The organism is Anabaena sp. EIM26 (assembly GCF_057568715.1).
The window spans coordinates 2857340-2869484 of the sequence record NZ_CM172472.1; the positions used below are offsets into that span (position 1 = coordinate 2857340).

The 12145-nt window shown below is 38.8% G+C and carries 18 protein-coding genes; 4 read left to right on the forward strand and 14 right to left on the reverse strand.

The genetic code is table 11. The annotated features are described in order from the left end of the window. Positions 1-68: 68 nt before the first annotated feature. Positions 69-1427 carry an NAD(P)/FAD-dependent oxidoreductase gene (locus AC012T_RS12430; protein WP_487066150.1) on the reverse strand — a complete coding sequence of 453 codons (1359 nt, stop codon included), beginning with the start codon at positions 1425-1427 and terminating at the stop codon, positions 69-71. A 493-nt stretch (positions 1428-1920) separates the two neighbouring features. On the opposite strand from AC012T_RS12430, the gene AC012T_RS12435 reads away from it, so the two are divergent. Further along, a complete protein-coding gene (locus AC012T_RS12435; RefSeq protein WP_487066152.1) occupies positions 1921-2151 on the forward strand; it encodes a DUF2281 domain-containing protein in 231 nt (76 codons plus the stop codon). Further along, complete coding sequence (locus tag AC012T_RS12440; protein ID WP_487066154.1) at positions 2145-2510, forward strand: type II toxin-antitoxin system PemK/MazF family toxin; 366 nt, start codon at positions 2145-2147, stop codon at positions 2508-2510. Before AC012T_RS12435 ends, AC012T_RS12440 begins: the two co-directional genes overlap by 7 nt. A 142-nt stretch (positions 2511-2652) precedes the next feature. Here the strand turns inward: AC012T_RS12440 and AC012T_RS12445 are convergent, their stop codons facing one another. Beyond that, positions 2653-3021 carry an SET domain-containing protein gene (locus AC012T_RS12445; RefSeq protein WP_015214333.1) on the reverse strand — a complete coding sequence of 123 codons (369 nt, stop codon included), beginning with the start codon at positions 3019-3021 and terminating at the stop codon, positions 2653-2655. A 197-nt stretch (positions 3022-3218) separates the two neighbouring features. On the opposite strand from AC012T_RS12445, the gene AC012T_RS12450 reads away from it, so the two are divergent. Further along, positions 3219-3692 (forward strand): hydrogenase maturation protease, encoded by a 474-nt coding sequence (locus AC012T_RS12450; protein ID WP_487066156.1) that lies wholly within the window; start codon positions 3219-3221, stop codon positions 3690-3692. A gap of 27 nt (positions 3693-3719) precedes the next feature. Here AC012T_RS12450 and AC012T_RS12455 read toward each other — a convergent pair whose 3' ends face one another. Genes AC012T_RS12455 through AC012T_RS12465 form a run of 3 tightly spaced genes read right to left on the reverse strand, consistent with a single transcriptional unit; the run spans position 3720 to position 5851 of the window. Beyond that, positions 3720-4094, reverse strand: a complete 375-nt coding sequence (locus AC012T_RS12455; RefSeq protein WP_438890089.1) for a hypothetical protein — start codon at positions 4092-4094, stop codon at positions 3720-3722. A 19-nt stretch (positions 4095-4113) separates the two neighbouring features. Next, complete coding sequence (locus tag AC012T_RS12460; protein ID WP_487066158.1) at positions 4114-5400, reverse strand: SagB/ThcOx family dehydrogenase; 1287 nt, start codon at positions 5398-5400, stop codon at positions 4114-4116. After that, the gene (locus AC012T_RS12465; protein WP_487066160.1) at positions 5387-5851 is read right to left on the reverse strand and encodes an ankyrin repeat domain-containing protein; all 465 of its coding nucleotides are present in this window, start codon (positions 5849-5851) and stop codon (positions 5387-5389) included. The genes AC012T_RS12460 and AC012T_RS12465 overlap by 14 nt, the downstream gene beginning before the upstream one ends. Positions 5852-6430: 579 nt before the next feature. Between AC012T_RS12465 and AC012T_RS12470 the strand changes: the two genes are divergently transcribed. Further along, the gene (locus AC012T_RS12470; protein WP_438890086.1) at positions 6431-6640 is read left to right on the forward strand and encodes a TOBE domain-containing protein; all 210 of its coding nucleotides are present in this window, start codon (positions 6431-6433) and stop codon (positions 6638-6640) included. Between the two features lie 352 nt (positions 6641-6992). On the opposite strand, the gene AC012T_RS12475 is transcribed toward AC012T_RS12470, so the two are convergent. From AC012T_RS12475 to nifN, 9 genes are all read right to left on the reverse strand, one after another. Beyond that, positions 6993-7244: a FeoA family protein gene (locus AC012T_RS12475; RefSeq protein ID WP_487066565.1), complete on the reverse strand. Its 252-nt coding sequence runs from the start codon at positions 7242-7244 to the stop codon at positions 6993-6995. Between the two features lie 87 nt (positions 7245-7331). Then, a complete protein-coding gene (locus AC012T_RS12480; RefSeq protein ID WP_487066162.1) occupies positions 7332-7628 on the reverse strand; it encodes a 2Fe-2S iron-sulfur cluster-binding protein in 297 nt (98 codons plus the stop codon). Positions 7629-7739: 111 nt separating this feature from the next. Next, positions 7740-8114 carry a HesB/IscA family protein gene (locus AC012T_RS12485; protein WP_015214321.1) on the reverse strand — a complete coding sequence of 125 codons (375 nt, stop codon included), beginning with the start codon at positions 8112-8114 and terminating at the stop codon, positions 7740-7742. A gap of 72 nt (positions 8115-8186) precedes the next feature. Further along, positions 8187-8969, reverse strand: a complete 783-nt coding sequence (locus AC012T_RS12490; protein ID WP_015214320.1) for a HesA/MoeB/ThiF family protein — start codon at positions 8967-8969, stop codon at positions 8187-8189. A 10-nt stretch (positions 8970-8979) separates the two neighbouring features. Next, positions 8980-9297 (reverse strand): nitrogenase-stabilizing/protective protein NifW, encoded by a 318-nt coding sequence (gene nifW / locus AC012T_RS12495; RefSeq protein WP_487066165.1) that lies wholly within the window; start codon positions 9295-9297, stop codon positions 8980-8982. Next, positions 9294-9494 (reverse strand): CCE_0567 family metalloprotein, encoded by a 201-nt coding sequence (locus tag AC012T_RS12500; RefSeq protein WP_071190752.1) that lies wholly within the window; start codon positions 9492-9494, stop codon positions 9294-9296. Before AC012T_RS12500 ends, nifW begins: the two co-directional genes overlap by 4 nt. A gap of 235 nt (positions 9495-9729) precedes the next feature. Further along, entirely contained in the window at positions 9730-10206 is a 477-nt protein-coding gene (locus tag AC012T_RS12505; protein WP_487066167.1) for a NifX-associated nitrogen fixation protein, read from the reverse strand. Next, positions 10203-10622 carry a nitrogen fixation protein NifX gene (gene nifX / locus AC012T_RS12510; protein WP_487066169.1) on the reverse strand — a complete coding sequence of 140 codons (420 nt, stop codon included), beginning with the start codon at positions 10620-10622 and terminating at the stop codon, positions 10203-10205. Before nifX ends, AC012T_RS12505 begins: the two co-directional genes overlap by 4 nt. A 164-nt stretch (positions 10623-10786) precedes the next feature. Next, entirely contained in the window at positions 10787-12118 is a 1332-nt protein-coding gene (gene nifN / locus AC012T_RS12515) for a nitrogenase iron-molybdenum cofactor biosynthesis protein NifN (protein ID WP_487066171.1), read from the reverse strand. Between the last annotated feature and the right edge of the window lie 27 nt (positions 12119-12145).

Sequence of the window (12145 nt, forward strand, 5' to 3'; positions counted from 1 at the left end):
GTTCGGAATCAGGAGTTAAGAGTTAAGAGTTAAGAGTCAGGAGTTCGGAGTACAACTGGCCAAAAATCCTAAAGCTTAACTGGCTGCTTCTGTTCTGTAGTCTGGGAATTACTGCTATTGTTAACAGGTGTTACTGCTAAAAAAGCTTCTTTACCTGTAATCAATCTAGAGCGACGATTACGAGTAATATAATTCCATGCCCACTGAAATACTACTACTAATTTAGTGTCAAACTCAATTAAGAAGTAGATGTGAATTATTAGCCAAAATACCCAAGCTAGGAAACCGGTGAGTTTGATGAACCCTAAATCTACCACAGCTAAATTTTGCCCAATCATTGCCAAACTACCAACATCGGTGTAATGAAATTGTGGCAAAGTATGACCATGAAGCCGTAGTTGAATCAGTCCACCGACATATTCTCCTTGTTGTTTAGCTACAGGTGCAACACCAGGTAAGGGTTTACCATTTTGATGGGAGAAATTTGCTAGATCTCCAATTACGAAAATGTTTTTATAACCCTTAATAGTCAAATCTGGTTCGACAATTACTCTTCCAGAGAAATCGCATTCTACATCTGTTCGTTCTGCTAAGACTTTCCCCAGTGCCGAACCTTGAACACCTGCTGCCCACAATATAGTTTTTGAGGCAATGTCTGTCAGTTCATCGTTTTGCTTGAAAGTAACTATGTCATTTTCAATATTTGTCACCCTGGTAAGAGTGTGAATAACAACTCCCAACTTTTGCAAAGATTCTGCTGCTACTTTGGATAATTCTGGCGCAATGTGTGGGAGAATGCGATCGCCCCCTTGCAATAGCAAAATTTTCGCTTCTGAGGTGTTGATGTTGCGAAAATCTTCTTTGAGAGTTTTGTATGCCAATTCTGCGATCGCACCTGCCAATTCTACACCGGTAGGGCCACCGCCCACAATCACAAAAGTCAAAAAAGCACGGCGTTTTACAGGATCGGTTTCTTGTTCTGCCGCTTCAAATGCCGAAAATATCCGCCGACGCATTTCTATGGCATCTTCAACAGTTTTCAAACCAGGGGCAGTTTCTTTCCAGCTATCTTTACCAAAATAGGAATGGTTAGCACCTGTGGCCACAATTAATGTATCGTAAGGTACTATTTGATCACCCAAAATAACTTGTTGCGCTTTTGGATCAATAACACTTACTTCTCCCAGCAATACTTTTGTATTCTTGCTTTTGCTGAATACAGATCGCAATGGTGCAGAAATATCAGCAGGTGATAACGTACCTGTCGCAACTTGATATAAAAGCGGCTGAAATAAGTGAAAATTCCGTTTATCAATGAGAGTAACATCTACATTTGCATTAGCAAGAGTCTTTGCTGTATACAGTCCACCAAAGCCACCACCAACAATGACAACTTGATGTAATGGCTTTTTCTCCAGTGCTACCATAAGACATATTTCCTTTTGTTAAGATTCCTGTAACCTTTCTTAACAAGAATGTAACAAAATCATAATATATTTTGCCGTTTATTTAGAACACTTGAAAAAATAATGAAAGTAGTCAAAGTTACCAATAAATCATTATTAGAAGGAAACTTTTAACTCAGTTGTAAGATATCTCTAAGAGGATGTTTTAAAAGTTTAGGGACGTATAATTTGTCATTCTGTTCGCGTTCACGTAGTGTGCCGTAGGCATAGCGTGGCGTTAGCCATGTGGAGTCTTACGCAACGAAGAATCTGGAGTTTAGCCCACATACTGAGATGCTACGTTCCTCAGCATGACATGGAAGGAGACTTTTCAAACAACCTCTAAGATATAGCCGTTCCCATGCTCGTGAGGTACAAAGTTTTTTCATTTTAGGGAACAGGAAAATGCTCAATTCAACCCACTGACAGGTTAAAATCAGAACAGAGACACAAGCAACCCAGCGAAAATATTAGTATGAATCTACAAGAGAAAACCATTGCTCAAATACAGCAAATGCCACCTTCTTTACTTCAGGAAGTCAGTGATTTTATAGACTTTCTATTCATGAAACATAGCAGTGATAACGGAGACTTGTGGCTTCAGTTTAGTGAATCGCTAGATATGTCAGAATCTGATTTTTCTGATTACTTATCTAATTTAGAAAAATATGAAGAACGCTTGGCAAATGGAGAAATTAAGTGGTAAATCTCAAAAGGGGAGATGTGGTTTTATGTGATCTTAATCCTGTTATTGGTACAGAACAAGCAGGAATTAGACCTGTTTTAGTGGTGCAAATTGATCGAGCAAATGCAGTTAGCCCTCATACCATTATTGCACCATTCACCTCTAAAATTAGACGTGCTATTTTAGCATCTCATGTATTTGTGCCTTCTGGTATTGGTGGTTTAAGCCAAGACTCTGTAGTACTTTGCGAGCAAATTCGAGTTGTTGATAAATCAAGAATTATCAAATTGATTGGTCAGTTAGATGATAATTATTTAGTTGAGTTAGAAATAGCTTTGTGTACTATCCTTGGTTTAAATATTATAAATAATAATGAGTGATTTTAGTTTGGTATAGACAGTTGCAACCCAACATTTATAAATGTACCTGTTGGGTTTCCTTTCGTCAACCCAACCTACTTTACTTGAACAATAACTCCCTCCAGTTTCTTGCTCTTTGCGCTTCTGCGCCTTTGCGTGAGACTCATTCCACCACATCAAACCAAACAGGCGATAAATCATCAACTTGCCCATTATAATTAACAGTAATTTCCTCACCTGCTCGAATATCTTTATGAGCAATAATTTCAATTACATTTTTAGAAAAATTCTTAACATAAAGCGCATTGGGATGATAAGAATGATTAAAAAGTGACGCAAAGCCCAAAGCTATAGCGCCACTTTCCCCATGCCAACCAAAATAATAATTTAATAAAACCGTTTTGACAATTAATTTAACTTGTTGCTTAGGGATAACTATCACCGCTGCTTTTTCAATTACCTCTCCTTTAGCAAAACTCTTCTGAGCAAATATACCTCTACCTTTAGAGTCTGTATCACGAAATACTAGCATATACAATTCTGTCTGATGGGTGAAAAATATTGTGTAGGACTAATCACGCCAAACGCAGAGAGAATAAAGATTTTAGTGCATGATTTACGGCTGCTATAGCCACTATAAAGTTAATAATCAAAGATATAGTCAAAATTTCCGTAAATATTAATTTTTCCGCGCCGATATAATAAAAATCATGTTATTATAAATATCCCATGCTAACTATCATTGGATGTGGAAATCTCAATCGTAATGACGATGCTGTAGGCGTAATCATCGCCCAACGTTTACAGCAATATCTCGCCCAAAACCCTCACCCCAACATCCGCGTTTTTGATTGTGGTACTGCGGGAATGGAAGTGATGTTTCAAGCGAGAGGAAGTGAAAAATTAATTATTTTGGATGCCAGTTGCACAGGTTCCGAACCAGGTGCTATATTTAAAGTCCCAGGTAAAGAACTAGAAGCACTGCCAGAACCTAGTTACAACCTGCATGATTTTCGTTGGGATCATGCTTTAGCAGCCGGGAGAAAAATCTTTGCAGATGATTTTCCTCAACAGGTGACAGTTTATTTAATTGAAGCTGCTAACCTTGATTTAGGCTTAGAATTAAGTCCAGTTGTCCAACATTCAGCCGATTTAGTTTTTGCAGAACTAATCACAATTCTCAGCCAGAATGTTATGGCTTAATTAATAATCCAAAGTCCCAAATTTAGCTTATGCCCAATCACGATAAACTGATAATTCATCTACCCTCATTTCAAATGGTATGCCATTAGTTTCTGGGGGACATACGCGAATTTTAGCACTGCTGACAATGCTGTAGAGTAAACTTCCCATTGGCACGATTTTTTGCAAAACTCGCCAGTTAGTAACTTGATCAGGGCATTCAATTACTAATGTCAAAGCACTAGCATGGGTTGTCACATACCAACGACAATCGGATAGTAGACCTTGAATAGTGCGATCGCACCCGTCATAAAAGTACCTACTAATAGAATACTCTAATTGTTGCCGCAAAATAATATCTGCTGATGTTGGCTGCATAGGGTGCTTATCATCAGCATGGGAATCAAATTGTCTTCTAGCCATTTCTCTTGATTTTCCTATTTTATTTACCAATTGCCATTACATAAAGCACATCCTTATTGGTTCCTAGAAACTCTTGGGCTTCATCATCATAAAAAGCACCAATTCCACTACAATCTATGCCCCAATAATTGCTAAATAGATACACTCTTTGTCCGACAAAACCAGCTAATTGCATCGCAGTTTGATAGCTGAGATAATCGGACACAAAAAACAAAGTTACAGCGCAGTCTTTAGCCAGCGCCTGATTAATACACAAGTAACCTGTTTTTTCGCTAAAATCACCCGAATTTATGAGATTCCTACCGTTATATAAACCGGGTGTCATTCCCTCGACACGATGCACCACCGAGTAAATTTCTATTTCCTCAAAATTCTCACTTGGTATTGGTTGTTGAACATCTTGCAAAATTTGCCAATAGGTTTGTTGGGAAATAGATTGCTTTTGAAAACGTCGAATAGAACGCCTATTCCAAACGTTCTCAGAAAACCTTTCTCGGTGAAAATTAAATTGAGGATGTTCTAGATGTTGCTGGTGACTAGGTTGCCATGATGTTGCTTGATAGGCATCTTCAATGAATTGATTAGCTTGAAAATAATCAGTACCACAAACAAAAGGAATTGGTAGTCTTAAGCGTCTGACTGACTTTTCTTGCGTTTCTCCCGATATCACACAACTAGTAATAAACTCCTTATTCTCAAATCCTAAATCAGCATTGAGAGAGAGTTTATCAAAGTCAAAGATTAATTGGATGTTTTTTTCGTGAAGATATGCTGAAGATGCGATCGCACCCAAATGGTGTCCGCTATCCAAAAAGCAATACCTCATGCTCCTGTCTTGATATTTCCAGCTAGACCTATAATAAACACAACTAACTAAAAAAATGAATCCATTGATACGTTTATTTGGTATAACATAACTCTCCAACCCATCATCAATTAATTCATAGATCAGTGTTAGACAATTATTCTCAACTTCCAGATGATAGATACCATCTATAAATCCCTCAACACCACGTATTTGAACATAAACCTCCGTCGGGTATAACGCGCCTGCTGAGGGATTTACCCGGAGTTTATAAGCGCCATCCTTATAAATCTTCTCAAAAGTAATGGCGCTTGTTAACCTGATAAAAGCATGAATTGGATTATCGACAATTAATTTCACTCGCCGATAAAATTTTGGATAAACTTTAAAGGTGCGAGGTTGAGTTGATGCATCCACATAATTGGGATTCATCTGCACTGATAGGTAAGAATGCTTGGTAGACTCGTGACAGGCTTCTTTAGAAAGCTTACTGTGTGGCATTTTTCAGTAACCTTAAAACTTCTACATTGCTGGCAAAGTCAATTGCTTTATAATCGTCCAAATTTTGTAAATTCATGTTAGGATTATGTTGTAATAGCAACCTCACTACTTCTGTCTTTCCAGCCGATGCACCATACATCAGGACAGTTGCGCCATTATCATTTTGATTGTTAATATCAATGTTGACTGACAACAACAAATTCATTAAATCGTAGTGATTACCAAAACAAGCGAACCATAAAGCATTATTGCGATCATTGTTTCTAGCGTTGATATCTGCACCCGCATCTATCAGTTCTTTGACAACTGGGTAGACTCCCTCTCTTGTGGCTTTCATTAAAGCTGTATCACCGTTTTCACCATGCTGATTTAAATCTTCAGCATTGTAACCATTTGCTATTAACCAATGGCTAGTTTCCAAGCTCAATTTTGGCTGATTTGTTTGACTCATAATTATGACTATGAACAATGAACACAACTAAAAATGTAATGGTGAGCAATGCTCACCATATCTAAAAACACTATTTCAATTTTCACGAACGATTAGTAGCTGATGAACAATTTATAGTTTATAGATCAGCAGCAAATCGTTTGCAAAAAATAATTTGTTGAAGATTAATATTTACGCAGTTTTTCTATATTTTTCTCTAACTTGCTTTCTATCTACCTTTGTTTTAGTTGCAACAAGAATAAAGTAAGAACATCTTTGATAACTCTGTAATCGCTTTTAGTGGAAATTTGGTTCACCACCAACAATTTAGCTTATTTATATATTATCACTTTGATAAAGTTGAATTATAAATCATTTATAAAGATCCAAAAATTTTATTGTGTAGGTTGGATTGACATAAGGAAATGCAACATTCCTAAAACTTTGTTGGGTTGCGCTGTCGCTTAACTCAGCCTACAATTTTCTGAATATTGTGTTATTCTACTCAACGAGCTTGTTAAAAAAATCTAAAAATTTACCATTGATATATAAAGTTTGTTAGTTTATTCAGTGTAAATAACTAAAAGGAAAATAAAAATAATGGAAATCAGCGCCAGAAATACCTTTAAAGCAACTGTGAAAAAAGTTACTCCTGGTTCAATTAATACAGAGGTAACTTTAGAATTAGCACCTGGTGTGGAAGTAGTATCTGTCATCACTAAATCATCAGCAGAAAAGCTGGGTTTAGTTGAAGGTAAAGAAGCTTATGCTGTGATTAAGTCATCGGATGTACTTGTTGCTGTTGACTAAAAAATTCAGCGACTTGTAAGAGGATGTTTGAAAAGTTTCCGGTGACTTCTAGTCGCCAGGGCTAGTAATAAATTAGACTTTTCAAACATCTTCTAAAGTGTAGGATGGGTAATGCGATTCCTAGGTCACGCCATACACTATTGCGTAGTTCACCGCAGGTATCGCTTTTTCTGTATATAGTTTATTGAAATGCTTTATGAAGGCGTTAGATTTGAAATAGAAGGGTAAAAGTGCAAATACATATTGGATATGAATAATCCCCTCAAATGGTAATGGTGCGTCAGATTTTTAATTTAATAATTTTATTACTAGGTTATTTGTCTGACGCATCCTACTAGTTATATGAATTTTCTTAAATATTGACTACACGAACATAAATAGCACGGGCTGTTTGCCGATCTATTGTCATAGATATATTATTAAATTTAACTATTAGGGAAGGAAACTGCTGTTCTAAAATTATACTATTTCCTGTTGATATACCCATTGAAATAATTTTTTTACGAATGCTTTCATCCTGAGTTTTACAGGAAATGATAATTCCTTTTTCTCCTGGCTTGAGCAATTCTAAAGAGCAACCTGTAAAACTAAAAGGAGTAAACATTGCGGAATAAAAATGAAAGGTTAAAATTATAAAGAATGAAGGATGATTAACATCCTTCATCTTTGTAAAAGCTAAGACATTAAAATTTTAGACTAGATAAGGCTCTTGATGGGTTTTAATTGTGCAGTTAGAGCGAGGATATGTAACGCACAATAGAGCGAATCCTTTGGCCATTTGATCGTCATCTAGGAAGATTTGGTCAGATTGATCAACTTCACCTTCTACAACCTTACCTACACAGCTAGAGCAAGAACCGGAATGACAAGAGAAGGGCAATTCAATACCGGCTTCTTCTGCTGCGTCTAGAATTGTAGTTTCTTCATCACATTCAATTGTGGTGTCAAGGTTGTCCTTTTTGTTCATCAATCGTACTTGATAAGCCATTGTTCGATTCTCCTCAAACGTGAATAAAGTTAGTTTTGCTGACTTGCTTAAGTCTCCCTGGTGTAATTCAAAATTCAAAATAAAGGATCGAATTTTTGAACTTTGAATTTCTTAGCTGCAAGGTACACCTTCAGGTGAACAATCACCTGCTTTAAAAGATTTTCCACAACCGCAGGTATCAGTTGCATTGGGATTAGTGAACTTGAAACCGCTGTCCATTACTCCCTCAACAAAATCAATTACCACACCTTCTAATAAGGGCGCACTTTTAGCGTCTACGTAAAGCAACACATTTCCTTGTTGGGTTACGATATCATCTGGTTGAGGCTGACTTGTAATGTCAATTCCATATTCATAGCCACTACAACCCCCATCTTTGACAGAGATGCGGACACCTTTTGTGGCTTTATTAGATTCGTCGGTTGCTGAACCTCTTAAAAATGCCCACAGACGAAATTCTGCTTTTTCTGTTAAAGTAACAGCCATTTTGTTTCCTGTTCTGTAGCGATTATTCTGATTTTGAGATGTGGGAAATTGCTTTTTTGGCGGAACGGAACTTTACACCGTTAACGGTTGGGATTGGGAGTATCGCCAAGGTGCAGTGTTACCGCAGACGGGACAATTGCGATCGCGGTGAGAACGACGTTTAGCAAATTCCATTCTGTTCAAGTCAATCGTCAGCAGTTCTGACAATAGCGGTTGACTAAAACCGGTAATTAGCTTCACGGCTTCCAATGCCGTTAAACAAGCCAAAGTCCCAGACACAGCCCCTAGAACTGAAAAACCGCGCCGATCCCAATCAGGCTTTTCTGGAAACAGACAGGATAAACAAGGGGTGACACCAGGAATAATCGTGGTGAGGTAAGCCTCCATCCCGTCCATAGCGGCCTCTACCATTGGCTTACGCGATCGCACACAAGCTTCATTTAACAAATTGCGTTCTGTGAAATTGTGAGCGCAATCCAAAGCCATATCCGCCGATTGCACCAATGAATCCACGTTTTCTGCGGTAATGTAATCGTGAACTACGTCCACTTCCACATCAGGATTGATGGCTTTGAGTGTTTCTTGGGCTTTGAATACTCTAGGTTTACCCACCCAGTCGTCAGTCATCAAAATCTGACGATTCATATCATCCAGCCGCAAATCACCACCCCGGACTAGAATTAGCCGCCCAACGCCTGCTACTGCTAAGTAAAGCGCCGCCGTACCGCCTAATCCTCCCACACCCGATACCAGAACAGTCGCTGACTTGAGGCGCTTTTGAGCCGCTTCGCCAAAATTTGGGAGCATCATTTGGCGACTATAGCGTTCTAATTCGGTAGGCGTTAGGTTGATCAATTTATACCTCCTAATCAGAAGTGATTTCTGTCAGCGTGACTACATTCTTTGGCTTATCGTTAAACACTTTGAACAGCTTTTGTTCATGGGGTGTTGATTCAATAAAAACTTCATAAGCTTTTTGCAAAGCTAAGGAATATTGAGTTAATTTTTCGGTATCACTTAAGTTAGGAGAACTATTATCAATCTCTTGCATATATTGAGAGAATTTTTTCAATATATGGAGACGATTTACGTTTACAAATTTTTGGTCGTAGGGCAGTTGAAAGAAGATAAAATATTCTTCTGCATCTACTAGTTTGTTGAATTCTTGAATAGTCCCGGTCATTTGGCACTCTCCATTTGTTTTAGTTGCTGCTTGAGTTCATCTAGTTGTCGATAGATTTCGTATGTCTCGGCGGCAACGTCCATCAGTGTTTTGTAGTCTGTTGGTAGTCCTTCTGCTAAGTCGTGCAGATCCATTTTCATTTGACCTGCTTTGCTATTTAGCTTTCTGATTTTTGTGGTTAGTTCCTCAATTGTCATGGCTGATTGGGAATACTACTTCTTTCCACGGAGGAATATGGATTTATTGAACCGCTAAGGCGCGTTCACGAAGTGTGCCGTAGGCATAGGACGCGAAGGTAAGAGGGAAGAAGGAAGGAAGTAGGATAATTCGTAAGGATTCAGGATACAGAATGTTTGATATAGCAGGGAACTCTTAACAGAAGAGAAAAATATTCTTCTTCTCTCTCCTGACTCCTGACTCCTGACCAATTTGTTAAATATTTCCTACTTCGGGGAAACGTTTGGCTAAGTCAATGCCTTTGTTGACAAATGATGTTCCTTCTTCTTCCAGTTTTTCTAGGGAATCAAACCCATAGCGATGGGCATCGCGTAAGGTTTTTACAGTTAATAATAAACGACCTGAAAAGACTAATGCCCAACCGAATCCTTCATGACCTAAATCAACTACAACATGAGAAATTAATCCTGTTTCTTTCTCGATGCTGGAGGCTACAGCCCTGAAGAAGGCGTTGATTCGTGATATTGTTGCTAGGTCAACTTCACCTTCAATGGAAATTTCTCGTTTCTTTTGTTTGGTGACAACAAAAGGTTTAAGGATTAGTTCATCAGCCCAGTTACGGTAAGTTCCATAGGTATCTTGCGCCCGGATTTGTTGAACTAATGCTTTGAGAAATGGTGAAGTTATTGGTGTGCTTGTAGCGGTTCCATTGACGCTGTTATTTTCACTCATACGGCTGCTTCGTTTTCTACTTCTTCTGCAAAATTTGACTTGGTTTTATTCAAGGCTTTACGCAACCAAGGTGGGGGGTTGCCTTTGAGGGTTGTGACTAATTTACTCAGAATTTCTTCGATTTTTTCTTCTTCTGATTTAGCCTTGACTGGTGTTACACCTTTTTTGATTAAACGAGCGGCGGCGCTACCACCAATGGCGACTACATAAACGATTGTGCAATCATTTAATGCCTCAAGTTTAAGTGTGATTTTATCTTCGTTACCATCTTCTTTGAGGTCGCCTTCAAATTTCAGAGTTTCGAGGAATTCATATCCATCATCTGAAATTTCATAAACATCAATTTCTTTAGCCCAACCAAAGTGAGCATTAACATGAATTCTGTCTGTTGTGGTGAAGGCAATTTTCACGTTCATACTCCTAAGAAGGTGACAGGTTACAGTGAATGGTTAAGAAGATGACAGGTTATAGGTGACAAATTACAGTGAAGAGTTAAGAAGGGAAGAACGAAGGAAGAAGTCAACAATCAACTTTTATCTACTTACTTCTTGACTGTCACCTGTCACCTGTTCCCTGTCACCTATTCCCTATTAATTACTGATGACCAATGATTGATCATTAATGACTCTTCGTGTTCTAAAAAGAGGTTTCCCATCCCAAATAAAACTTCCATTGTGCCGCGATAGCCTACTTTGGTGAATAAGCCATTTCCTAATCGGTCATAGATGGGAATTCCGAGACGGTAGAAGGGGATTTTGAGACGTTTAGCGATCGCATTCACGTTGGAGTTACCAATCAGCAAATCTGAACCTACTGCTAACTCTTCCAAGTCTTCCAAGTCGCCGATAGTCACGCTTTTGACGGGGAGATGTTCTAATAAATGCGATCGCGTGGTTGTCACGACAGCGTGAATAGAAGTCCCCATTGACTGCAAGAAATGCACCATAGACCAAAGTAAATCCGGTTCTAGCGCTAAAGAAATCCGTTTTGCACCGAAGTAAAAGTGAGTATCCAACATTGCATCTTGCAACTGACGACGCTGACGGCGATATTTTTCTGGTACGGGATTACCACTCAAAACCGCCAACGCTTGCAGGAACTCATCCACAGGTTCTAAACCCGTCAAATCCTTAAATACTTCGTAATCTGTGCCAAAACGCTCTTGGAGAATCTTGGCAGCACCCCGCATACTTTCACCCAAAGCTAAGGTAAAAGCCGAACTACCCAAAGAACGCAGCTGTTTAAGAGTTGTCCCGCTAACCGTCACCGCACTATATTCATCCTCCAGATGTCCATCTAGAGAAGCACCCAAATCGGGTACAAAAATGGGTTCAAATCCAAAAGCGGTGACAATTTCCCGAACTTCCTGCACATCTCCAGGAGTGAAAGCAGAACCAGCCAAAATGGTGATTTGTTCCGGTTTAATTCCCCCAGCTTTGGGAATCTCCTTAACAATGCTTTCTACAGCTGCTGCAAAACCATCTTGTAGCGCACCTTTAAAATCTGGAGTAGGTGCAAATGCGATCGCTAAATAGTCAAGTTCAGGATGACGTTTGCGGATTTCCTTCAAAAAACCTTCAATATCATCCCCCCTCGTTTCCGTTAACCCAGTCGTACACAAACCGATAATTTCCGGTTTAGCCTTTTCCACCAAAGTCAAAATAGCTTGCTCAACATTTTCCTCACCACCCAAAATAGTAGTGACTTCCGTCATAGCCGTAGTAGCCAGAGGAATCGCTTCCCGAAAATGCCGCACCAAAACCACCTTAGCAAAAGCAGTACAACCTTGAGAACCGTGAAACAGAGGCATAGCCCCCTTCAACCCCAAAAAAGCCAAAGATGCACCCAAAGCCTGACTTTGTTTCAGCGGATTAACCGTAAGAGACTTGTTTGGAGTATTAACAATTGCCATAAATTATTCTTTCATAAATTTTAAACT